Below are 22,756 nucleotides of genomic sequence, written 5' to 3' on the forward strand. Positions count from 1 at the left end.
GAGCGTCCCTGATGGAGCCAACTTAGCGATGATCTGCGCAAACAGAAAGGCGCCGATCCTGACGATCGACGCCTTGTGTGTCCTGTTTGCAGCTTGGCTGTAGCCAAACGGGCTACTTCTTGATGAAGCCGCCAAACTTGTTGTTGAAGCGCGACACGCGACCGCCGCGGTCCATCAGGTGCTGGCCACCACCAGTCCAGGCCGGATGCGTCGTCGGATCAATATCCAGATTCAGCGTCGCGCCTTCCTTGCCGTAGGTCGAGCGCGTCTGATAGGTCGTCCCGTCCGTCATCACCACGGTGATGAAGTGATAGTCGGGGTGGATGTCCTGCTTCATGGCGTCTGGTCCGGCGGGGGGCGCACCCGGGGGGTGCGGCAAAAAATGAAAATCCGCCGGGGCCCGGCGGAGAGGCGGCGTCCATACTAGATGGACCGCAAAGAGGCAAGAGTGGATGTCCCAGACTGATTCGCCGTCTCACCGGGGTGATCGGCCCTCAGGCGGGGCGCTGCTGGCCGAGCAAATGTCGGAGGCAGCAGATCGGCGCGAAAAGCGGCGCGATCTCAGGCCACTGTTGGGTCTGTGGCCCTTTGCCCTGCGCCATAGGAGTGATCTGTTCCTCTCACTCGTGTTTCTGCTGCTGGCGACCGTGGCGTCCCTGGGCCTTACGGTCACTTCGCGTGGAGCCATCGATCACGGCTATGCAAATGGCGGCCAAGACATCAACCGCTGGTTCCTGTGGCTGGGCCTGAATGCCTTGGCCCTCGCTGTCGTGACGGCGGCTCGATACTTCTATGTCACCAAGACCGGCGAGCGGATGGTCGCAGATCTGCGGCAAGCTGCGTTTGGACACGTCCTGTCGCTGGATCAGCAGTATCTGTCGGGCATCCGTACCGGCGAAGTCTTGAGTCGGCTGACCACCGACATCCAGATCGTCGACACCCTACTGACAACCTCGATCTCCTACGCCCTGAGGAATGTTCTGATGCTGACCGGAGGGGTGATCATGCTGGCGACCGTCAGCCTGAAGCTGACCGGCTTGGTCATGCTGATTGTACCCGTTCTGATCGTGCCCCTTTTCGTCTACGGTCGACGCGTACGGGCTCTGACGGTTCAATCCCAGGATCGGTTCGCCACGGCCGTCGGCTTCGCCGGAGAAAGCATCGAGGCGCTGGAAACCGTTCAGGCCTTCGGACGCGAAAGATCCGCTTCGGCCCGCTTCGATGAAGCGGTCGATGGGGCCTTTGCCGCCTCGCTGGAAAGGATAAGCGCGCGCGCTGTGATGACGGCGGCCATCATCCTGGTGATGTTCGGGGGCGTGACCCTGGTGCTGTGGCTGGGCGTCCGCGATGTTCTAGACGGCCGCATGAGCGAAGGCGCTCTCATCCAATTCGTCCTCCTGGCCGTATTTGCGGCAGGTGCTGTCGCTGCTCTTGGCGAAAGCTGGGGTGACGTGCAGAAGGCCTCAGGTGCCATGGCGCGGATCGGCGATCTGATGCAGGCCACACCCGAGATCGCGGCCCCGCCCATGGTGACGGTCCTGCCCGTTCCTCCGCGCGGCGAGGCGGCGTTTCAATCGGTGGCGTTTGCCTATCCGGGACGGCCCGACCTGCCGGCGCTGAAGGATTTCTCCTTGACCGTTAGACCCGGTGAGACGGTCGCCCTGGTCGGACCATCAGGAGCGGGTAAGTCGACGGTTTTCAGGCTTTTGCTCAGATTCTATGACCCCGAGGCAGGCGAGGTCTTGATCGACGGCGTGAACATTCGTGACGCCGAGCCCGCCGAGGTACGCCAACGGCTGGCCTGGGTGTCGCAGGAGGCCCCCCTGTTTTCAGGGACCGCCGCCGACAATGTCAGGTTTGGACGCGCCGATGCCGATGAGGCGGCTGTCCGTCAGGCCCTGGAAGAGGCCCAGGCGCTCAAGTTCGTCGAAGCCCTTCCCAGGGGACTGGACGAGCCCCTGGGCGAGCGGGGCCGGTCCCTGTCCGGTGGCCAGAGGCAAAGGCTGGCCATTGCGCGCGCCCTGGTCCGGCATGCCCCGATCCTGTTGCTGGACGAGGCCACCTCGGCGCTGGATGCCGAAAACGAACGACTGGTTCAGGCGGCTCTCGATCGCGCCATGGACATGCGCACAACCCTGGTCATTGCTCACCGTCTGGCGACGGTGAAACGCGCCGACCGTATCGTGGTCATGGATGAGGGGCGGATCGTCGAGGAAGGCACGCACGCCGGTCTTGCCAAGAAAGGCGGGCTCTATGCCCGGTTGGCCGACCTTCAGTTCCGAGCCGACTAGGCGGCCCGCAACAGCTTGAGCAGTTGCGGCTGGATATCCGACGCGCCGACACAGACCGAGACGCCGGAACGCACGTCGTGGCCCTCATCAATGGCACCGATGAGCCCGCCGGCTTCGGTCACCAATAGCAAACCCGCCGCCACGTCCCAGGCATTCAGATTGCGTTCCCAGAAGGCGTCGTAACGACCGGCGGCCACCCAAGCCAGGTCGAGCGCCGCCGAGCCCAGGCGACGGATGCCCGCCACCCGCTGGCCGATCGCGTGGACTTCCTTGATCGTCTGGCCGTGACCGGGGCGTCCGATGTAGGGCAGACCCGTGCCGATCAGGCAGTCCGCCATGTCCCGGCGGCCCGAGACGCGAATGCGCACATCGTTCAGGAACGCACCCTTGCCCTTCTCGGCCCAGAACATCTCCTGGATGATCGGGTTATAGGTCACGGCCGCCTGGATCTCGCCTTCGCGCTCCAGCGCGACGGTGACGGCGAAGTGCGGCATGGCGTGGAGAAAGTTGGTGGTGCCGTCGATCGGGTCGACGATGAAGGTGTGGCTCTTGTCCGAGCCTTCAACCAGGCCGCGCTCCTCGCCCAGGAAACCATAGCCGGGTCGCGCCTTCATCAGGACCTCGAACAGCGTCTGTTCGGCCCGCAGATCTGCTGCGGTGACGAAATCACCGGGACCCTTGCGCGACACCTGCAGGGCCGCAACCTCGCCAAAGTCGCGCATCATTGGGCGGGCGGCCTTTTTGACCGCATCGATCATGACGGACAGGACAGGAGAAACGTGGGGCATTTTTCGAAGGTTCTAGGTTTCAGGGATTAGGGAGATCGGCGCTTTCCCTAGCACCTGGGACCAGGTTCCTAGAGCCTAATCGGCGCGGCGGACGTATTCGCCCGTGGCCGTATCGACGACGATCCGCTCCCCGGCCGACATATAGGGCGGGATCATGACGCGGATACCGTTCGACGCCGTTGCCGGCTTGTAGGACGACGAAGCCGTCTGGCCCTTCACCGTCGGCTCTGTTTCGGCGACCTCGAGGACGACCTGGTCCGGCAGGCTCAGGCCGATCGGGCGATCTTCATGGCTTTCGATGACGACCTTCATGCCTTCCTGGAGGTAGGGAATACGCTCTTCGCCGACCCAGTCCTTCTGAAGCTCGATCTGCTCGTAGTTCTCGTCGTTCATGAACACGAGGGTGTCGCCGCCATCGTACAGATAGCTGTAGTCCTTCTGTTCGAGGGTGACGCGCTCGACCTTGTCCTCCGAGCGGAAACGCTCGTTCAGCTTGTTGCCGGTTTCCAGGTTCTTGGCCTCGACGTTGGCGAAGGCACCGCCCTTGCCGGGCTTGACGTGGTTGGCCTTGGTCACGACCCACAGGCCGCCGTTATGCTGAAGCACCATGCCGGGCTTGATGGTGTTGCCGTTGATCTTGGCCATTTGGGTCTCAGGAGGCTGGGCGGGCCGGATAGCGGGCGCGCGCGAGAATTTTGAGGGCGCTCCCTACAGGTGACAGCCAAAAAGGGCAAGCTGTCGACAGACCATGGATCAGCCGTCAGGCCGCCGGCAACTCGACCCAGAAGGTCGCGCCGTGGCCTTCGCGGCTGTCGACGCCGATCCGCCCGCCTTGCAGCTCAACAAGGCGCTTGGCCAGGGCCAGACCAATGCCGTGCCCCTCCACAGTGGAACGCTCCATGCCGAGGCGGTTGAAGGGCTCGAAAAGTTCAGCCTGTTTGGCCTCGCTCAGACCGGGACCACGATCAGTCACCTCGATACGAACCCAGCCGTCTGCGCGCGAACCAGCCTTGAGGCGAACAACCCCGCCGCTGCGTCCATACTTGAGCCCGTTGGAGACGAAGTTGGACAGGACCTGGTTCAGACGCACCGAATCCGCCGTGACCACCTGTCGGGTCGACACAGGCTGAATTTCGATACGCATGCCCTGCGATTCCGGGTGCAGGATCGCCGAACGGCGAATGTCTTCAAGCAGGGCCGGAACGTCCACGGGTTTCAGGTCAACGGAAACCGCGCCGGCCTCGGCGCGCGCGACGTCCAGAAGGTCGTAGGCGAGAGTTTCGATCTGGCGCGCCGTCTTGACCAGCATTTCCGCCATTTCGACCTGGGTCTCGGTTGTGGTGCCCAGCTTGCCTTCGCGCCACAGCTCGCCAATCCCGATAACGCCGGCGATGGGGCTTTTGATTTCGTGGCTGACGTTGGCCAGCAGACGCGACTTGCCGTCCGAAGCACGCTCGGCCCGCAACTGCGCCGCCTTGGCCTTGCGGGTCAGGCCGTCGCGTTCTTCCAGAACTGCAACCACGATCAGAATCGGGAGATAGCCCACGAGGGCCAGGACCTGAGCCATGACGGCGCGACCCGGACCATCGAACAGGGCCGCATAAGGGCCATGCCCCTGCATGCTGCCACCGACGGCAAAGGTGGTAATCAGAATGATGGCCGCGGACATGCCGATAAAGCGAAGACGCACCGCCACCAGCAGGGCCAGAGGAGCCGACAGCACCCCGACGGGGGCCACCCACGGTGAAAAGATCGAATAGAACAAGAGGCCCACCAGGCTCAACAGAACCGCCGCCTCCAGCGCCCGCGCCGGAGGGCGCAGCCGCAAGGCTTCTGGTCGGCTAAGGCCCAGGATCAGACCGCCGACCCCGGCAATCGAGAGGGCGTGGCCCAGCCACCATGTCAGAAACGTCGTGGCGACATCGGCACCCTGAAGGACGCCCAATCCGGCGGCAGCGAGGACCGCCGAAGGCAGGGGGGCCAGCAGAACCGCCGTCGCCAGGAACCGCATCACCCCGTTGATGGTGGTCAGGTTGAGGCCGTCGCCGAAACGGCGCGCCAGGCCAACCGCCAGGACGATTTCCAGCATGTTCGCCGCGGTGAACAAGACCGTCTGCTCAAAGCCGTTGCCGACCAGGATTTCGGCCACCGCGATCGCCATCGTCAGCAGGGCGGCGAAGCAGAGGTCCCAGGTTCGCCCGCGATCCCGCCGGAGCCAGACACCAACCGCCAGGCCACCGGCCCCCCACAGGGCTGCGATCAGACCGGCCGAGCGCGCAAACAGAACGGCCAGCACGACGAGCGCGATGACGCCCAGGGCCGCTGCAATCGGCTCAAACGGCTTGGAGACGAAGAGCGCCGCGCCACCGTCGTCCAGACGCGATCCCAACCGCCATGTGCGGGCGGGGCGGACAGCTCCGGGGGTGTCGAGCACAGGGCTCACGCTCATAGGGACGGCCTCGACGCAGACTAGGCGGGCAGCCTAGGGCCAAGCTCCCTAAAATCCCCCTAAGACCCGGCCCGGTCGGCAAGGCCGTTTGCGATGGCGGCATTGATCCGCACGACAGCGACTGCGGGGCCGCCGGGATGATTCCAAACGCCTGATCCGACACATAGAAAATCGGCCCCGGCTGCCGCCAGCTCGGCCGCCGTGTCCACCGTGATGCCGCCGATGGCGACACAGGGCACTTCCATCGACTCCTGCCAGATCGACAGGACCTCCGGTTCGGCGCGGGTGTCGGCGTCCTTAGTGGAACTGGGATAGAAGGCACCGAAGGCCACATAGTCCGCCCCGGCCTCGGCCGCTTCCATAGCCAGATGGCGGCTGTCGTGACAGGTGACGCCGACGATCAGGTCCGGCCCGACATCGCGGCGCGCGGCCGCATAGGAGCCGTCCGCCTGGCCAATGTGAACGCCGTCCAGGCCCAGGGGCTTCACCAGATCGGGCCGGTCATTGAGAATGACCGCCACCCCGCGCGCCTGGGCGATCGGCGCGAGGACCGCAGCGACGCGCCGGATCTCATCATCGTCCGCCGGCTTCAGGCGAATCTGGAGGCTGGCGACGTCGCCCGCATCGAGCGCGGCCTCAAGATCGCGCGCAAAGGCGTCCAGATCCGGGATCGTCGGTGGGGTCAGAAGGTAGAGACGGCATTCGGGCGCTGGCATGGGCGGGTGGTGCGCGCGATGGGCCCGGGCGTCAATCCTTGGTCGGCAGGCGCGGCGTCAGATCGACCCGCCGCACCGAATAGATGCGGCCCGAGCGGACCTGGCCTTCGATCAGATCATATCCGAGCAAGGCAAAGATGCGGTTTCCGATGAAGATGGGCCGGGCGTCGCCGTACCAGTCGACACAGGAGGCCTGACAGTGATCGTCTTCAGCGTCAGACCAGCTGTACAATTCGCCCAGCTCGGTGAGCTGATCGTTCAGGCGGCGCAGGAAGACGACGCTGGCGTCGACGTCGCTGTAGCGGTTGCCGCTCGACTGTTCGAAGACCGGCAGGCCCAGAATTCCGACCTCCCCATCCGTCGATCCGGGATCGGGCCGATAGAAGAAGGCATGGCTGCGATATTCGGCCTGACCGGCGTCCTCCAACAGATAGGCCCCTGAGAAGCCCGGCTGGGCTCGAAGCCCGGCAGGCGTCAGATTGTAGGTTCTGAAGGACAGGCCATCGTCATTCTCGGTCAGGATGAACGCGTCTCGTCCCATGGGCTCGATGCGCACGACACTGCCGTCCAGCACATGGGTCTGAACGGCCCCCTGGTCGAGCCAGACGATGTTCAACACGCCCCCGGCGGGCTGCCATTGGTCGTTTCTGACCCCCGCTCCATAGAAGAGGTGCCGACCGACAAATCGGTTCCTGACACCATTGCCGCTGTTTTCGGGCAAGGGCGGCAGCTGGCGATAGTCCTGCGGACGGGCCTGGCCTGAGCCATCGCCGAAACGGCTGAGGTCCAGGGTCAACAGGGCCGCGCTGCCGTCAACGAACCAAGGATTCCACATGGCATCGCCGTGGCCGTTGCTGAACACCAGCGCATACAGCCGATTGTTGTCAGCATCCTCCTCCAGCGAGAACTGGTCGGCGGGGGCACCGTGGACTTGCAGGGCGCGCGGACGACCTTCGTTGAACGGCAGGCGATAGACGACGGATTCCGGCAAGCCACGGTCCGTGCTTTGCCGCCAACCGGTCAGCCAGAGATAGCCTGCTCCCGCCGAGGCATAGAAGGTCCGAGCCTCGGGCCCGATCACCGCCGTCGAGCGACAGATCAGTTCCGGCGCGGTCAGTTCGCATCGGGTCAGGGCGTGGATCGCCTCCGGCTCCCCCAGGCTTTCCGGGGCTCGATAGATATCCCGCGCCGTGACCAGCGGGCGCTCGTCCTCGGCCTGATCCTTGCCGGCCCAGCGCGACAGGGTCGGAATATCGGCCAGCGGGTCCCGGCGACGGACATAGGCGGGCGTGTAGAGGATCAGATCGTCACCCAGCAGCCGCGAGGCGTAGTTGGTCGAAGAGTAGTAGTCGTCGGTGGCGATGTGGTGGCTATCGACAAAGGTGATCCGGCCTTCGGCATTCAGCCGGAAGCGGTTGATCTGGGTGCCTGTAACCGCGCCGTCATAGAGATAGCCGATCACCACCACCCAATCGCCCGACACGAGCATCTCGTCGTACCAGGAGCCCCGATCGACCGGAAAGCCCGGCGGATAGGCATTGGCATGGTCGACCGCCCGCAGGCCTCCCTCGGAGATGTCGGCCGTAAACAGGCGGCCTCGCCTCAGCAGGATCAGGGTGTTGCCGCGCAGCTTGACGATATCGCCCTCGTCAACACCGAGCTCCTGGTTGTTGGTGATGGAGGCTTCGCCCGTGCTGTCGGCCGCCGTCGTCACGGCGGTCACAGGAGAGGTCGAGGCGAACTGGGGGGCCGAAATTCGGGAACCGGTCACCACGATTTCACGGACGTCCTCATCGGGGCCGAGGCACATAGCCGGATCGGGGTCGTCGCAGGGGGGTGGATTCTGTTGGGCCTGATCAGCCAGCCAGGTCTTGAGCTCATCCTCGGACTGAAACGCCTGCAAACCGGTGCTCTGGGCCAGAACCGGGCTTGCCAGGCCCAAACCCACCGCCAAACCAAGGCCCAGAAGAAATGTCCGCATCGCCCCCTCCACGTCCGGCGCATTGGGCCGGGTGAATGCGGCGGGGACGGGCGCGGAATGCGGCAGAAATCGGGTCATGCGACCCGCTTGCGAACGCCTTGCAATCGAGCGGTCGCGCATGATATGTAGAGTCATTCGCAACCATTCGGGCCGCGTTCCTTGTACGTCTGTAACTGCAACGGCATTCGCGAACGTGAGGTCCGCGCCGCTATTGAGGCGGGGGCCGGCAAGCCGCGTGAGATTTTCGCGGCGCACCAGTGCCAGGTTCAATGCGCCAAATGCGTCTGTGAAATGCGCGAGATGATCCAGGACAGCCGCGCCCTCTACGCCATCGCCGCCGAATAGGCTTCGCTCGTCAGAGCAAAAATCATTCGCAATATCAATGCGATGAGAAACACTCTCATCTGAGCCAAAGCCGTTTGCGCGTGTTAAAAGGCGTGACGGTGCCGATAGATTCGTGCACCGCGGCCGACAGGAGGGCCGGGACATGAAGGGCGATCCCCAGATCATCAAACTGCTCAATGCCGTGCTCACCAACGAGCTGACGGCGGTGAACCAGTATTTCCTGCACGCGCGGATGTTCGAAAGCTGGGGCCTGACGCACCTGGGCAAGATCGTCTATGAGGAATCGATCGGCGAGATGAAACACGCCGACAAGCTGATCAAGCGCATCCTCTTCCTTGAAGGCCTGCCCAACATGCAGGACCTGCACAAGCTCAAGGTCGGCGAGACGGTGCCGGAGTGTATGCAGGCAGACCTCAACGTCGAAATCTCCGGCCGTGCCGACCAGATCGAAGGCATCAAGCTGTGTGAAGCCACCGGCGATTTCGTCAGCCGCCAGATCCTGGCCGAGATCCTGTCCGACACCGAGGAGCATATCGACTTCCTCGAAAACCAGATCGGTCTGATCAAGCTGATGGGCGAGCAGAACTATATTCAGTCGGCCATGCAGACGATCGAGCCGGACGGGGCGGCAACAGGGGGCTAAGTCCCCCACGTCTCGCTTGACCATCCAGGCCCCAGGCCCGAAGGCTTGGGCGTGACAGATACCCCGATCCTCGTGCTCGGCGCGACCAGTCTGGTCGGCCGGTTCGTCCTGCCCCGGCTGAGAGCGGCGGGGATCGTCCACACGCCGGTGTCACGACGGCAAGAGGCGGGCTGGCTACAGGCCGATGTGAAGACGCCGGAGGGCCGCGCCGCCCTGCCTGTCGCACCCACAGTCCTGTCTCTGTCACCGATCTGGCTGTTGCCGGAGGTCATGGCGGCCTTGCAGACCAACGGCATGCGGCGGCTGATCGCCTTCTCCTCGACCAGCATCGTGACCAAGGCGGGCTCCGCCAGCGCCTATGAGCAGGGCGTAGTCACTGATCTGGCCCGCGGCGAGACGGCGGTACACGACAGTGGCATTGACTGGACGATCCTCAGGCCGACGATGATCTACGCCGAAGGACACGACGGCAACGTCAGCCGGCTCGCCACCATCGCGCGACGGCTCCGCGTCCTGCCGATCTCGGGACGGGGCGAGGGTCGACGTCAACCCGTCCATGCCGACGATCTGGCCGACGCCGCTGTGGCCGCCCTGACGACATCTGCGTCGGTCGGCAAGACCTATGCCCTGCCCGGCGGCGAAACCCTGACCTACCGCCAGATGTGCGCGCGTATTTTCGAAGGGCTGGACCGACCCGTGCGCATCGTCAGCCTGCCACCGCTGATCTGGAAAGCCGGCCTGTTCCTCGCTTCGCCGCTCCTGCCCGACGCGACAGCGCAAATGGGCGAACGGATGGATCGGGATCTGGTCTTCGACGGCACCGACGCCCGCACCGATCTCGGCTGGTCGCCACGGGATTTCCGCCCGCGCTTCTAGGTCCGCCGCGCCTTGACCGACTGGTCCGGCGTGCCGAGCCGCAAGCCCTTGTCCGCCACCAGCACCACGACCTCGGTGCCCGCCGCCGCCCAGCCGCGCAGGGTCTGCTCGAACGGGGCCTTCTTCCAGGCCTGGGGCGTGGACGGGTCGACCTCGACGATGATCCGGCCCTCGTCCTGATGCAGCAGAAAACCGGCCCGGTCCGGTCGCCAGTCATCCGGCAACGACGGCGTCAGCAGCCAGCCGCAGTTGAACCCCCGGCATTCGGCGGGCCGGTCCGCATAGACGTCGCAACCGCTACGCCGGCGAAAATGCACGCACCATTTGCGCGGCGGCTTGTTGAGAGAGGGGGCGGACAACAGCTTGCAGCACATGCCGCACTCGCCACACCCTCGCGCTTCGGCGGGGTCGGCCACCTAGTTCAGGGCTCCGGGACGATCACTGTCCAGCGAAAAGGCCGGGATTTTGACCGCCAGGACCTCTCCATTGGCATCGACCATGCCATAGCTGCCGACCATAACCCCCGACGAGGTGTTCAACGGACAGCCCGATGTATAGCTGTGGGTCTGGCCGGGCCGGATCACCGGCTGCTCGCCGATGACACCGGGCCCCTTGACCTCATCCACGCGACCGAGCGCATCGGTAATGATCCAGTGGCGGGTCAGAAGTTGAATCTCTTCTTCGCGCTGGTTCTCGATTTCGACCGCATAGGCCCAGACCCACCGCCCCTGGGATGGGTCAGACTGCTGAGACAGGAAGGTCGGCGTCACCCGCACGACCACGCCCTGTGTTTCGGCCTGATAGCCTCTCATTGGCCCGCCCTTGCCCTGGCAGCTTCCAGATCTTCGGGATTGTCCACCGAAATCGGGGCCTCGTCGACCACCGAGGCCCAGATCGAAAGACCAAGCTCCAGCGCCCGAAGCTGTTCCAGCTTCTCGCGGCGCTCCAGCGGAGACGGCGGGGCGGCGCAGAACCGCTCCAGAGCCGCCCGGCGATAGCCATAGATGCCGATATGACGCCAGACCGGCCCGTCGCCGTACAGGGTCGAGCGCGTAAAATAGAGGGCCCTGCCTCGATCGGCTGCCGTCAACGTCAGGATGGCCTTGACCACATCCGGGTTGGATCTGTCCGCTGTCGAGGCTTCGGTGGCGACCGCCGTTCCGATGTCGCAAGCCGGTTCTTCGGCCATCAGACGCGCGACCGCCCCGACGGTCGCCGGGTCCACAAACGGCATGTCGCCCTGAAGATTGATCACCGAATCAAACCGTCCAACTGGATCGACCTCGTCCAGGGCTGCACGCACGCGATCAGAGCCGGACGGCAAGGCTGGATCGGTCAAGATGGCTTCGCCGCCCATCGCCCGAACAACGTCGACGATTTCGGGATCTCCGGCGGCAACGACGACCGGTCCGATGTCGGCTGCTTCGGCCTGGCGCTGGGCCCGCACGATCATCGGAATGCCGCCGATATCGGCCAGCGGCTTACCCGGCAATCGTTGTGCCGCCATGCGGGCGGGAAGGATGACAATGGCGGAAGACACGCCTTTCGACTCCAGTTTCGACGCCGGGCTGGTTGCGCCCTTGGCCATACGGTGTAAGAGAGCCGACGCAACCAGAGCAAGGGCAAGGCGGCTTCAAGGCATGAGCGGCGACCTCCAGTTCAACAAGATCGCGGGCGCAGGCTTGGCGACGGTCTTCACGATTCTCGTCGTCAACACCATTGCGGACGGGGTCTATCACCAGGAAGCCCCTGAAAAGATGGGTTATCATGTTGAGGTCGCCGAGGCCGGCGGCGGGGCCGCCGAGGCCGAGTTGCCGCCGGATTGGGGCACGGTACTGCCGGCGGCTGATCTGGCTGCGGGCGAGCAGGCCTTTGCGCGCTGTGCAACCTGTCACACCATCAATCAGGGCGGTGCCAACGGCACTGGCCCGAATCTGTTCGGAATCGTCGGTAACCGCGTTACCCACGCGGCCGGCTTCAGCTATTCGGCGGCCATGCAGGCCCACGCCGCTGAGGCTCCAACGTGGGGCTATGACGAGTTGGATCAGTTCATCACCAACCCGGGCCGCTATGTTTCCGGCACCGCGATGACCTTTGGCGGGCTTCGCAACACCGAAGAGCGAATCAATCTGATCGCCTACCTGCGCAGCCAGGGTTCGACCAACTATCCGATCCCCGCACCCGATCCGGCCCGCCAACCTGGTGCCGCGGCTGCGGCTGAGGGCGACGCGGCCGTGGCTGAGGCCGCAGCCGGTGACGACACCACGGCCGCTGATCCGGCTGCCGTCTCGGACGTGCAGGCGACCGAGCCCGGCGCGACCAACTGACGTCAGACCCCCACGACCTGGCCCGACGGGGCGAGGCGCTCGCGGCGGACGGACGCTGGAACGAGGCTGAGGCCGCCCTGGTCGAGGCGGCGCGGCTGGATCCGTCCCTGACGCCGAATCTTCACGCGTTGCAGGATCGCCGCGGCGGCCTGGCCTGCGATTTCGCGCGGGATCGGCGCAACTGGCCTGGTCTTGAACACGCCGCGCGCGCCTGGATCAGCCGGCGCCCGGATCAGCCCCTTGCCTGGCGCGAGGCGGCTCGCGCCCTGTTCGAAATGGGACGGCACACCCAGGCGGTGAAGGCCTTTGAGCGTGTTCAGGCGCTGGAGCCTGAGAGCGCCGCCAACCACGCCGCCCTCGGCGGCCTGTTGCTCCACGCCCTGGACTATGAGGCGGCAAGGGTCGAGCTGGAGCAAGCCCTGGCCCTGGATCCCGACCACGTCGGAGCCCTGTCTGATCAGGCGACCCTGCTCACCTACCTTGGGCGCTTCGCCGAGGCTGAGGCCGCGTGCCGGGCTGCTCTGGAACGCAATCCCGATCACGCGCCGGCCTTCACCCTGCTCTCCCGCCTGACCGGTGGACGGCTGACCGAGGCCGAGACGGCGCACCTATCGCGCATCACTGAGGATCCTCGCGCGCCGCTGGATCGCCGTATTCCCGCTGCCTTCGCCCGCGCCCACGCGCTGGACGCCGACGGCAAGGTCGAAGCCGCCTTCACCGCCTATGGCCTGGCCCACGTCTTGTCGCGCGAACGTGACCGCCTGGAGGGGCGCGCCTACGACCATGCCACGGCGGTGGATCGGGCGCGCCGCATCGTGGCCCTTCCCCTTGCCCCGGCACAGCCGCCCGGTGGCTCGCCGCGCCCGATCTTTGTCGTCGGCATGGCGCGATCCGGCACCACCCTGGTGGAGGCCATGCTGGCCAGCCACACGCGCGTGTTCGGTGCGGGTGAGCGGGTCATCCTGCCCGGCCTTCTTGAGGCATGGCTAGCGCGTTCAGACGCCGCGCCCGATGCGGCCTGGGCACGGGCCTATCTTGAAGGCCTGGGCGATCTCGGCGGTCGCGACCACGTTACCGACAAGATGCCGCGCAATCTGGAATCTGTCGGACTGATCACCCGCCTGTTCCCGGATGCGCCGATCATCCTGATGCGCCGAGATCCGGTGGAGACCTGCCTGTCCCTCTATCGTCAGGAGTTCAGCCGCGACTGGGCCTTTGTCCATGACCTGGCGGACCTGGGCCGGGCCTATGGGCTGACCGCTCGGTTGGCGGCCCATTGGGCCAGAGCCCTGCCCGGGCGGATGATCGAGGTCCAGTACGAGACCCTCGCCGAGGACTTCGCGGCCGAGGCCCGGCGTATCGTCGCCGCCTGCGGTCTGGACTGGGATGCGGCCTGTGAATCGCCGTCGAAGTCTCCGCGACCGATCGCCACCTTCTCAACGGTCAGCGCCCGAAGCCCCGTTCGCGTGATGAATGATCGAGCTGAGGCCTATCGGCCGTACCTGGGCGGCCTGATTGGGGCGCTGGAAGCTGAGAGCGTCGACCTGACAACGGGCGGCCTGAAGGCCGGCGTGGAACCAGGACTGGCCTAGAGGCGGCGGATGACCGGCGCTCCGGCACCGAGCGCGCGCCAACGCGCATCGACCTCCTGGATCGCCTCGATCAGAACGCGGCCCGCCTGCGGACAGGCATGGATGAGACGGGTGTCGTCCACGGCTATGCCCGCGTGGTTTCCGATCCAGACCAGTAGGTCACCGCGCCGCGCCTCGGTCGCCGCGTCTCCCAGGCGGGCCTGAAGGTCTGAGGGGCGAGGACCAGCCTTGCCGCAGGCCAACAACGCCTGCTGGACGAGTCCGCCGCAATCCACGCCTGCGCGAGACCGTCCGCGCCGATGGTAGGGCGCGCCCAGCAAACGTTCGGCGGCGCTGGCCAGATCAGTGTCGAAGGTCAGAAAATCCGTCAGGTGCTCGGGCTCCACCTCGTCGGCGTCCGTCACGAGCGCGTTCAGGGGCAGGGCGGCCTCCGTCGTGGCCACGCGGCGCGTGGCCGGGGCGCTGGCCGTCTCGAGAAGATCCGAATCGACATATCCGACGGTTCCGTCGCGACGCGCCCGTCCCCACGACAGCGCCTCGCGATCCTCCAGAACGTCGAACACCTCGCCGAATAGAATCTCGCCGACCTGTTCGCCCGCCTCATCACGGATCGGCGCGAACCCCAACACACAACGCAGCGCCCGTGTCGGCGCATAGCGTTCCGCCACGACCAGCCCCTCCAGGGCTAGTTCGGCCAGGTCGGACCGGGCCAGCAAGAAGCGCGGATCAAGGTCGGGGAACATGGTCACGCCGTCCGATAGGCGCAAAGACGAAAAAGCCGAGTTAACGCCCGTAGCGATCCGACAGAACCTTGAACAGGGTGCGCAGCCCCTGGGCGGCGCCTCCCATCGGCCAACCTGGTCGCGCACGATTGTTCCAGGCGAAGATGTCCAGGTGGACCCAGCTGCCCGTCTCGGGCGCAAACCGTTGCAGGAACAGGGCCGCCGTCACAGAACCGGCCAGGGACCATTCCGCCGCATCATTGCGGACATCGGCGATCTCGGCGCTAACCGCCTCGCGATAGCCGGGCCACAGCGGCATGCGCCAGACCGGATCGTGACGATCCGCCGCAGCGGCGCGGATCTCGTCGGCCAACGCTTCGTCGTCGGTGTAATAGGGCGGCAGCTCCGGGCCCAGAGCCACCCGCGCCGCGCCGGTCAGGGTGGCGAAGTCCACCGTCAGATCCGGCAAATGCTCGCCGGCCCTGGCCAGCGCATCCGACAGGATCACCCGGCCCTCGGCGTCCGTATTGCCGATCTCGATAGTCAGGCCTTTGCGCGAGCGAAGAATATCGCCGGGTCGGAAGGCATCGCCCGAGATGGCGTTCTCCACCGCCGCAACCAGCACCACCAGCCGGACCTTGAGCCCCGCCTGCATGACCAGCCGCCCCAGCGCCAGAGCGTGGGCCGAGCCGCCCATGTCCTTTTTCATATGGCGCATACCCGCCGCGCCCTTGATGTCCAGGCCTCCGGAATCAAAGACCACGCCCTTGCCGACCAGAGCGACCAGCGGCAGGTCGGTCTGGTCGAGGTTCCAGCCGATCTCGATCAGACGCGGTGCACGCTCCGGGGTGGCGGCGCGGCCGACCGCGTGAATGGCCGGATAGTTCTCTTCGAGCAGGGCGTCGCCGAGCGTCACCGTAACGGAGGCCCCGTGGGCCTCGGCAATCTCGCGGGCAATCGTCTCGATCTGCAGCGGTCCCATATCGCCGGCGGGCGTGTCGACCATTTCGCGTGCCAGAAGACTGGCGGCGGCAATGGCGCGGATCTCATCCACCGCCTTGCCCTTGCCGACCACCAGCCGGGCGCGGCCCCGCTCGGGCCGGGTCTTGTAGCGGTCAAACAGATAGCCACCTTCCGCCCAACCATGCGCGAACATCAGCGTATCCAGACCCTCGGGTGGCTCCTTCAGCTGATAGTCGCCCTTGGGCAGCCGCGCCGCCAGGGACCGGGATATCAGCGGATCGGCCGACCCCTTGCCTGTGCCGGCCCAGACCCCGCGAACATCGCCGTCGTCGCCCGTCTGAAACAGGATCTGACCCGCCTGGCCCTTGAACCCCTGGCCTTCACCCAGGGCCTTGAGCCCGGTGTCGACCACCCCTTCGAACCCCGCCTCTGAAATGAGATGAAGCGGGGTCGCGGCTTCGGACCGTTCGATCAGGACATCCGGCATGTTGGGCCTTTCGCGGGTTAACCAATCCTTGACCGGCGCAGGATGAGACTCTTGGCATCCAGGCCGACCGGGAACCGTCTGTCATGTCGCCCAAGACCCTCGCCTTCGCAACCATTGCTGCCGTGACGCTCGCGTCCGCCCTGCCGGTTCAGGCCCAGATCTGGCCGTTCGGACGCGACCGCGAGGCCGCCGCCACGCCCGCCCCGGCGACCCAAACCGCCACGCCCTCGACCACTTCCAACCGACGAGTCGCCAGCGCCGAGGACCGCGCCCGCGCGGCCCGACTGGATCCCCTGTCGCGGGCGGTTTTCTGGGCCGCCGAGGTGTCGATCGCGCCTGAGGACGTCGAGGCTTATCTCAACCTGTCACAGGCCCAGCGTGAACTCCGCCGCTATTCAGAAGCCGCCGACAGCGCCCATCAGGCCCTGTTGATCGCGCCGAACGACCGGCGCGCCTTGATGCAACTGGCACGCGCCAAGATTTCGGAGGGCCAGGCCTTCTACGCCATCGCTCCCCTGGAGCAGGCCCGATCCATGGACGCCCGCGACTGGGAAGCCGTGTCACTCCTGGGTGTGGCGTTGGACCAGATCCATCGTCGCGATGAGGCGCGTCAGGCCTGGGCTGAGGCCCTGGCCCTGTCCCCGGACAATCCATCGGTCCTGACCAATATGGCCTTGGCTATGGCCGCCGATGGCCAGACCGCCGACGCCGAGGCCCTGTTGCGCCGGGCCGTTGCCCTGCCGGGCTCCACGCCTCAGATGCGGTTGAATCTGGCCCTGATGATCGGTTTGCAAGGCCGCGCGGCCGAGGCCGAGCAGATCCTGCGCCGCGAGCTGCCGCCTGAGCTGGTCGAGCAGAACCTGACCTGGCTTCGCCAGGCCTCAAGCGTCTCGGCCCCCGCGGCCCCGGCCAATACCCGCAACTGGGATGCCCTGCGGGCAGGCTGAGCCCCCAGCAACCGCTCCGCCCCGTTGGAGGCGTCCGCGTCAGCGGACCTGCCGGGAAACAAAGGATGGTGCCCCGGGTCGGACTCGAACCAACACGACCTTTCGGCCAGCAGATTTTGAGTCTGCCGCGTCTACCATTTCGCCACCGGGGCCGGAGGGAAGGCCGCGCAACATAGGGCGTTGCGCCGGGCGGTCAATCACCCCGACACGTGGCCCTCGAATTAGCTACGTCGGCCACCGTTGTTGCAGATGAACATTGCCCGACCCGCCGGATCACCGACGACGCAATAGGGCACCTGAAGCGGGGGCCGCATCCAGATCCAGTAGTCATGGCCGAACATCTGATAGTGGCAGACCAGAACCTGATTACCCCCCATCGTCTCAATAGACGCCGACTGGACCGAGCTGGATTGCGGCGTGGCCGTCCAGTCCATACCGGCTGCCCCGCCTTCGTAGGTCACCACGCCCCGCGCTCGATCAGGGCACGGGACGTCCCACTGTTCATAGGGACGGTCATCGCTCAGCAATGCCGCGACCAGCGCCAGTTCCAGTCCAATCATCGGCCCCTCCCAAGGTTTTCAGACCGCCATAGGACCTCTAGGCCCGTGACAGAGCAATTGACGATTACTGACTTGGAGGCCCGCTTGCGCCCGCGAGGATCTCCATCGGAGTGCCGATCGTAAGGACTTGATCCGGCGTCAGCTGGATACTCTCAACCAATTGAACGGTATGAGTACTCTTGCTCTCAACGCGCGCGATAGATCCGACCCAGACGCATGACGAAGGTCACGCGCTCCAGTTCGGTCACATCGGTCAGGGGGTCGCCGGAGACGGCAATCAGATCCCCCGCCATGCCGGGACGCAAGGCCCCCACCTCGTCTGCGACTTGCAAATGGTCAGCGGCCCGCACAGTCGCTGCCTGAATGGCCTCCAGCGGGGTCATGCCGCACTGGACCAGAAGCGCGAACTCCTGGGCATTGTCGCCGTGGGCCGAAACGCCGCTGTCCGTGCCGAAAGCGATCTGCACCCCGGCCTGATGGGCGCGGCGGCACATATCAAGCATCAACGGTCCGGCCTCCAGGGCTTTGGCCGTCTGGGCCGGAGAGAGGAAGTTGTTCGGTCCCGAAGCAATACGGGCGACGAAATCTCCTGCCAGAAGGGTCGGGACCAACCAGGCCCGGTTCTGACGCATCAACCGGATGCCCTCATCATCCAGATAGGTGCCGTGCTCGATGGAATCGCCCCCGGCGCGCAAGAAGGCCGTAATCCCGTCGGCTCCGTGGGCATGGGCGGTGACCCGCCGACCCATGCTGTGGGCGGCCTCAACGATGGCCTCCAGCTCCGCATTCGAAAACTGCTGGCCCAGGCCCGCCGCCGTATTGGACAAGACGCCCCCGGTGGCTGTGATCTTGATGACGTCGGCCCCCAGGCGGATCTGCTCGCGCACGGCCCGCCGGCAATCGTCGGCCCCTGAGCACACGGCCTCAGAGCGCAGGATTTCGAGGACCTCGGGGCGATAACCGTGGCTGTCACCGTGGCCACCATGGACGCTGATCCCGGCCCCCGACGCAATAATCCGTGGCCCCGGCACGCGCCCGCGCGCTACCGCGTCTCTCAGGGCGAAGATAGCTTCTGAGTTGGCCCCCAGATTGGCGACAGTGGTGAAGCCCGCCTCCAGCGTCACCCGCGCATAGTAGGCCCCCTCCAGCGCCTGGGCAGAACGGGTCATAGTCACCGCATCGATCCGGTTGGTCGGGCCCTGCTGGCCCAACAGGTGCACATGGCTGTCGATCAGGCCCGGCAGGACGAAATCATCCCTCAGATCGACAACCCGGCCCTGACCCTCACCAACGAAGCCATTCTCAATGCGAACGACGCGGCCATTCTGAATGACGACCGTTTGGTCGGTCGCCACCCGACCCGTCGCGGGATCCGCCAGCAAGCGCCCCGCCTGAACAAAGGTCAGGGCGTCTTGCGCCGGCTCAACCTGTGCCGCTGCCGGCGTCAGTCCGAGAAACGCGACCGCCGCCGCGACAAGCCATGATTTCATCTGGTTACTCCCCCCCAATGAGTCTTGCTCACTCTACCGCGCTGACTCGTCGCACGGGAAGCGACTTGATCCTGGCCCCAGGTTTGCAGATAACTTTCAATCTAGTTCTGCGTGCTCGGGGGTATCTCCATGTTGCTATCCAGGCGCGGCCTTTTGGTCGCGGGGGCCGGTGTTGTCGTTACCGGCTGTGCATCCAACGCTCAGATGGCCGAAGCCCCGGCCCCGGCTCAGCAGGCCTGGGCACCGGCCACGCCGGTTCAGCGCACGGCGGCTCCGCCTCTGGATCCGCGCGGTCTGGTTCCGCGCGACCTGCGCGAACAGGCCCTGGCCGCCCTGGATCGTCATGCCTGGTCGATTCCGAACCGAGACCGGATCTATATCGTTAATTTTACTCAACATTCTGCCGAGCCCCGCCTGTACGAACTGGATGTGATTTCCGGGGAGGCGCGGATGTTCCACACCGCCCACGGCGTGGGCTCGGACCCGTTCCATTCCGGCTATGCCCACGGGTTTTCGAACATCGTCGATTCCAACGCCTCGTCACTCGGCGTCTATCGGACATCGGGCATGGGCTGGGGCGTGCGGCACGGCCAGAACGTCCTGCTGGACGGGCTGGAGGACACCAACAACGCCGCGCGCGAACGCGCCATCATTGTCCATGCGGCCGACTATTGTGAGCCGGAATGGCTGGCCCGCGAGGGCAAGCTGGGCCGCAGCTTCGGCTGTTTCGCGACCAGCTTTGCGACCCTTGACTTCCTGCGCCCCCGCATGGATGAGGGCCGGCTTCTGTACGCCGCGCGCTCGATTTAAGCGGTTTCGTCCCGCTCCAGCGCCCGCCAACCGATATCTGACCGGTAGAAACCGCCTGGCCAGTCGATCTTGCGGATCGCCCCATAGGCCCGCTCGCGCGCCTGCGTCACGTCTGCACCGCGGGCACAGACATTGAGCACACGACCGCCCGCCGCCGTCAGGCGACCTCCCTTGTCGCGCGCGGTCCCCGCGTGGAAAACCTGAACATCGGGGCCGAAATCCTGTTCCGCGCCCCGGATGATCGAGCCGGACAGCGGGCTATCGGGATAACCCTTGGCGGCCATGACCACACAGATCACCGTATCGGCATGGAACTCTGGAGGCGGTAGCCGCCCCAGGTCGCCTTGAGCGCAAGCCAACAGATACGGAGCCAGATCGCTCTTTAGCCGCATCATCAGCACCTGGCATTCGGGGTCGCCGAAGCGAGCATTGAACTCGACCAGACGCGGGCCCTGGTCGGTGGCCATCAGGCCGGCATAGAGAACGCCGCGATAGGGGGTGCCCTCCGCCGCCATGCCCGCGATCGTCGGGCGAATGATCCGCGCCTCAGCCGCCTCGACCAGTTCGGGCGTGAATACCGGGGCCGGTGAATAGGTCCCCATGCCGCCGGTATTGGGGCCATGATCCCCGTCAAAGGCCCGCTTGTGGTCCTGGGCCCCGCCGAACAGGACCGACCGGGTTCCGTCCGACAGGGCGAACAGCGAGGCTTCCTCGCCCTCCATGAACTCTTCGATGACGACCCGGGCACCGGCCTGACCGAAACGTCCGCCCAGCATGGCATCGATCTCGTGGCCGGCGTCACGCGCATCGGGCGAAATCACCACACCCTTGCCGGCCGCCAGTCCATCCGCCTTGATCACATAGGGCGGTTTGAACACCGACAGGGCCTGCCGGGCCTCTGCGGCTGTCTCGTAGACCCCGTAGCCGGCGGTCGGGATTTCGTGCCGGTCGCAGAACTGCTTGGTAAAGGCCTTGGAGGTTTCGAGCCGTGCCGCCCGCTTCGAGGCCCCAAAGCACGGGATGTCGTACTGGGCCAGTCGGTCCGCCAGACCTGCTTCCAGCGCGGCTTCAGGCCCCACGACCACCAGATCCGCCTGGATTTCGCGCGCCAGGGCAACCAGGCCCTCTACATCGGTGGCCTTGATGTCTCTCAGATCACCCAGAGGGGCCATGCCCGGGTTGCCCGGCGCAATCACCAACCGCTCGGTCAGCGGCGACTGAGCAAGTTTCCACGCCAAGGCGTGCTCGCGCCCGCCTGATCCAACCAGAAGAAAAATCATGCCCGGCCCATGACCCGCGCCTGCTCCGGGGTCAAGTCGTTCAGGCGATGACCGCGAACGCGATATAGGCGGCGATGCCCAGGAGAACGATCAGCCCTACCGCGAGAAGTGGATTGAAGCCCTCGCGCTCGATGCGATCATCTGCGGCTGCGTCTTCGGGCTCGAGGTCGTCGCTCATGGGGGCTCAGCCTCCGATCTGGGTGCCCCAGCCTAGCCCGAGCGCGGCCAGCCCGGCAATCGCGACCACGACGCCCGCGACAAAGGCGGCAATCAGCCGTCCACGGCGCCGATGATAGGCCCCCCGGCGCAGGGTCCGAATATAGACGTGGGGTCGCCGTCCAAAGGCTTCGGACCCGACAATATTGTGTTGCGACACCACACGCACTCCACGCTGAACACACCGGTGACCCCGGCGAGGTCACGTCTAGCATGACCGATCCATCCAGATTGTGGTGTTATATCCGCCGCCGCTGCGTGCGGCCCATTGTCCGACCCGCATCAGGGCACAAGCACAACCTTGCCCGTGACCGTCCCGGTCTCCAGCCGTCGATGAGCCTCGCCGGCTTGATCCAGCGGCAACTCGGCTTCAATGACCGGCCGCAGCCGCCCATCGGTGAGCCAGGGCCAGACCGTCTGTTCCACCGCGCGCGCCAGTCTTGCCTTTTCGTCGACAGGTCGCGCCCGCAGGGTCGATCCGGTGATGGTCAGTCGGTTGCGCATGACCCGCGCCAGGTCCGCCTCGCCCGTAGCCCCGCCCTGAAAGGCGATGATGACCAGCCGTCCCCCGAGATTCAGAGCTTCGAGATTGGTCTTGAGAAAGGCCCCGCCCACCATGTCGAGAATGACGTCCGGGCAGGCGTCAGCCAGGCGAGCGGCAAAGTCTGGAGCGGTCGAATCCAGCGCCAGGTCGACGCCGAGCGTCCGCGTCGCCTCGGTCTTGGCCGGTCCGCGTGACGTCCCGACCACCTTCGCACCGAACGCACGGGCCATCTGGATGGCCGTCGTGCCGATCCCTGAGGTCGCCCCGTGAACGGCCAGCGTCTCGCCCGGCTTCAGCGCCCCGATCTCGAACACATTAGCCCAGACGGTGAAGACCGTCTCGGGCAGGGCCGCCGCCTGGGTGAATTCGATCCCTTCCGGCACAGGCAGCAGCGATCCGGCATCGACGACGGCATATTCGGCATAGCCGCCGCCGCCCAACAGGGCACAGACCCGATCCCCGACCGCCCAGCGCGCCACGTCCACCCCCAGGGTCACGATCTCGCCGGCAACTTCCAGCCCCAGGGTGTCGGGAGCCCCCGGCGGCGGCGGATAGGCTCCCATCCGCTGCAACAGATCCGGCCGATTGACTCCGGCGGCCCGGACCCGCACTAGCACCTGTCCCGCACCCGGTTCTGGGCACGTTATATCTTTGATTTCAAGGGATTCAGGGCCACCTCGCCCGTTCGCCACGACGATGGCGCGCATAGTTGTTGCGGTCATAAAAGCT

25 protein-coding genes and 1 tRNA gene are annotated in these 22,756 nt (G+C 65.7%); 8 read left to right on the forward strand and 18 right to left on the reverse strand.

Translation table 11 applies throughout. The features are described from left to right. Positions 1–112: 112 nt before the first annotated feature. The gene (rpmE, locus tag G391_RS0102895) at positions 113–337 is read right to left on the reverse strand and encodes a 50S ribosomal protein L31 (RefSeq protein WP_029086181.1); all 225 of its coding nucleotides are present in this window, start codon (positions 335–337) and stop codon (positions 113–115) included. Between the two features lie 115 nt (positions 338–452). Here rpmE and G391_RS0102900 point away from each other — a divergent pair, with 115 nt between their 5' ends. Continuing rightward, entirely contained in the window at positions 453–2,291 is a 1,839-nt protein-coding gene (locus tag G391_RS0102900) for an ABC transporter transmembrane domain-containing protein (RefSeq protein WP_029086182.1), read from the forward strand. On the opposite strand, the gene G391_RS0102905 is transcribed toward G391_RS0102900, so the two are convergent. The 5 genes from G391_RS0102905 to G391_RS13670 all read right to left on the reverse strand — a co-directional run bounded on the left by G391_RS0102905 (position 2,288) and on the right by G391_RS13670 (position 8,303). Beyond that, on the reverse strand, positions 2,288–3,079 hold the full coding sequence (locus tag G391_RS0102905) for an inositol monophosphatase family protein (RefSeq protein WP_029086183.1): 792 nt from the start codon (positions 3,077–3,079) through the stop codon (positions 2,288–2,290). The two genes, G391_RS0102900 and G391_RS0102905, sit on opposite strands and share 4 nt — an antisense overlap. A gap of 75 nt (positions 3,080–3,154) precedes the next feature. Continuing rightward, positions 3,155–3,724, reverse strand: a complete 570-nt coding sequence (gene efp / locus G391_RS0102910) for an elongation factor P (RefSeq protein WP_029086184.1) — start codon at positions 3,722–3,724, stop codon at positions 3,155–3,157. A 115-nt stretch (positions 3,725–3,839) separates the two neighbouring features. Continuing rightward, complete coding sequence (locus G391_RS13665; RefSeq protein ID WP_084169101.1) at positions 3,840–5,528, reverse strand: sensor histidine kinase; 1,689 nt, start codon at positions 5,526–5,528, stop codon at positions 3,840–3,842. A 59-nt stretch (positions 5,529–5,587) separates the two neighbouring features. Continuing rightward, positions 5,588–6,244, reverse strand: coding sequence for a thiamine phosphate synthase (gene thiE, locus G391_RS0102920; RefSeq protein ID WP_029086185.1), 657 nt, complete (start codon positions 6,242–6,244; stop codon positions 5,588–5,590). Between the two features lie 31 nt (positions 6,245–6,275). After that, entirely contained in the window at positions 6,276–8,303 is a 2,028-nt protein-coding gene (locus tag G391_RS13670) for a beta-propeller domain-containing protein (protein ID WP_169719087.1), read from the reverse strand. A gap of 81 nt (positions 8,304–8,384) precedes the next feature. On the opposite strand from G391_RS13670, the gene G391_RS0102930 reads away from it, so the two are divergent. The 3 genes from G391_RS0102930 (at position 8,385) to G391_RS0102940 (ending at position 10,089) form a co-directional block, all read left to right on the forward strand. Continuing rightward, positions 8,385–8,570: a (2Fe-2S)-binding protein gene (locus G391_RS0102930; protein WP_029086186.1), complete on the forward strand. Its 186-nt coding sequence runs from the start codon at positions 8,385–8,387 to the stop codon at positions 8,568–8,570. A gap of 142 nt (positions 8,571–8,712) precedes the next feature. Further along, positions 8,713–9,213, forward strand: a complete 501-nt coding sequence (gene bfr, locus G391_RS0102935; protein ID WP_035303500.1) for a bacterioferritin — start codon at positions 8,713–8,715, stop codon at positions 9,211–9,213. A gap of 51 nt (positions 9,214–9,264) precedes the next feature. After that, the gene (locus G391_RS0102940; protein ID WP_245572023.1) at positions 9,265–10,089 is read left to right on the forward strand and encodes an NAD(P)H-binding protein; all 825 of its coding nucleotides are present in this window, start codon (positions 9,265–9,267) and stop codon (positions 10,087–10,089) included. On the opposite strand, the gene G391_RS0102945 is transcribed toward G391_RS0102940, so the two are convergent. From G391_RS0102945 to G391_RS0102955, 3 genes are read right to left on the reverse strand one after another with little or no spacing between them, the layout of a single operon-like run. Next, positions 10,086–10,505 (reverse strand): hypothetical protein, encoded by a 420-nt coding sequence (locus tag G391_RS0102945; protein WP_029086189.1) that lies wholly within the window; start codon positions 10,503–10,505, stop codon positions 10,086–10,088. The two genes, G391_RS0102940 and G391_RS0102945, sit on opposite strands and share 4 nt — an antisense overlap. Beyond that, positions 10,506–10,901: a Co2+/Mg2+ efflux protein ApaG gene (apaG, locus tag G391_RS0102950; protein WP_029086190.1), complete on the reverse strand. Its 396-nt coding sequence runs from the start codon at positions 10,899–10,901 to the stop codon at positions 10,506–10,508. Beyond that, positions 10,898–11,629 carry a 3-deoxy-manno-octulosonate cytidylyltransferase gene (locus G391_RS0102955; RefSeq protein ID WP_281168398.1) on the reverse strand — a complete coding sequence of 244 codons (732 nt, stop codon included), beginning with the start codon at positions 11,627–11,629 and terminating at the stop codon, positions 10,898–10,900. Before G391_RS0102955 ends, apaG begins: the two co-directional genes overlap by 4 nt. A gap of 100 nt (positions 11,630–11,729) precedes the next feature. Between G391_RS0102955 and G391_RS13675 the strand changes: the two genes are divergently transcribed. Next, a complete protein-coding gene (locus tag G391_RS13675) occupies positions 11,730–12,416 on the forward strand; it encodes a c-type cytochrome (protein ID WP_051257083.1) in 687 nt (228 codons plus the stop codon). A 128-nt stretch (positions 12,417–12,544) separates the two neighbouring features. Next, the gene (locus G391_RS0102965) at positions 12,545–14,008 is read left to right on the forward strand and encodes a tetratricopeptide repeat-containing sulfotransferase family protein (protein WP_029086192.1); all 1,464 of its coding nucleotides are present in this window, start codon (positions 12,545–12,547) and stop codon (positions 14,006–14,008) included. Here the strand turns inward: G391_RS0102965 and G391_RS0102970 are convergent. Beyond that, on the reverse strand, positions 14,005–14,751 hold the full coding sequence (locus G391_RS0102970) for a C40 family peptidase (protein WP_035303502.1): 747 nt from the start codon (positions 14,749–14,751) through the stop codon (positions 14,005–14,007). The genes G391_RS0102965 and G391_RS0102970 overlap by 4 nt on opposite strands. 40 nt (positions 14,752–14,791) lie before the next feature. Then, the gene (locus G391_RS0102975; protein ID WP_029086194.1) at positions 14,792–16,180 is read right to left on the reverse strand and encodes a leucyl aminopeptidase family protein; all 1,389 of its coding nucleotides are present in this window, start codon (positions 16,178–16,180) and stop codon (positions 14,792–14,794) included. An 83-nt stretch (positions 16,181–16,263) separates the two neighbouring features. Between G391_RS0102975 and G391_RS0102980 the strand changes: the two genes are divergently transcribed. Next, on the forward strand, positions 16,264–17,127 hold the full coding sequence (locus G391_RS0102980) for a tetratricopeptide repeat protein (RefSeq protein ID WP_029086195.1): 864 nt from the start codon (positions 16,264–16,266) through the stop codon (positions 17,125–17,127). A gap of 66 nt (positions 17,128–17,193) precedes the next feature. Here the strand turns inward: G391_RS0102980 and G391_RS0102985 are convergent. The 3 genes from G391_RS0102985 to G391_RS0102995 all read right to left on the reverse strand — a co-directional run bounded on the left by G391_RS0102985 (position 17,194) and on the right by G391_RS0102995 (position 19,177). After that, positions 17,194–17,279: transfer RNA gene (locus tag G391_RS0102985), tRNA-Leu, on the reverse strand. Positions 17,280–17,348: 69 nt separating this feature from the next. Then, entirely contained in the window at positions 17,349–17,687 is a 339-nt protein-coding gene (locus tag G391_RS0102990) for a hypothetical protein (RefSeq protein WP_029086196.1), read from the reverse strand. A gap of 185 nt (positions 17,688–17,872) precedes the next feature. Beyond that, positions 17,873–19,177 (reverse strand): metal-dependent hydrolase family protein, encoded by a 1,305-nt coding sequence (locus G391_RS0102995; RefSeq protein WP_029086197.1) that lies wholly within the window; start codon positions 19,175–19,177, stop codon positions 17,873–17,875. Between the two features lie 129 nt (positions 19,178–19,306). On the opposite strand from G391_RS0102995, the gene G391_RS0103000 reads away from it, so the two are divergent. After that, a complete protein-coding gene (locus G391_RS0103000) occupies positions 19,307–19,987 on the forward strand; it encodes a murein L,D-transpeptidase catalytic domain-containing protein (protein ID WP_029086198.1) in 681 nt (226 codons plus the stop codon). Here the strand turns inward: G391_RS0103000 and purD are convergent. The 4 genes from purD to G391_RS0103020 form a co-directional block, all read right to left on the reverse strand. After that, the gene (purD, locus tag G391_RS0103005) at positions 19,984–21,267 is read right to left on the reverse strand and encodes a phosphoribosylamine--glycine ligase (RefSeq protein ID WP_029086199.1); all 1,284 of its coding nucleotides are present in this window, start codon (positions 21,265–21,267) and stop codon (positions 19,984–19,986) included. The two genes, G391_RS0103000 and purD, sit on opposite strands and share 4 nt — an antisense overlap. Before the next feature lie 40 nt (positions 21,268–21,307). Then, entirely contained in the window at positions 21,308–21,445 is a 138-nt protein-coding gene (locus G391_RS15550; protein WP_156893828.1) for a hypothetical protein, read from the reverse strand. A 6-nt stretch (positions 21,446–21,451) separates the two neighbouring features. Then, positions 21,452–21,643, reverse strand: coding sequence for a hypothetical protein (locus G391_RS0103015; protein ID WP_029086200.1), 192 nt, complete (start codon positions 21,641–21,643; stop codon positions 21,452–21,454). A 122-nt stretch (positions 21,644–21,765) separates the two neighbouring features. Beyond that, entirely contained in the window at positions 21,766–22,734 is a 969-nt protein-coding gene (locus G391_RS0103020; protein ID WP_029086201.1) for an NAD(P)H-quinone oxidoreductase, read from the reverse strand. Positions 22,735–22,756: the final 22 nt, after the last annotated feature.

Source organism: Brevundimonas aveniformis DSM 17977 (assembly GCF_000428765.1).
Taxonomy (GTDB): Bacteria; Pseudomonadota; Alphaproteobacteria; order Caulobacterales; family Caulobacteraceae; genus Brevundimonas; species Brevundimonas aveniformis.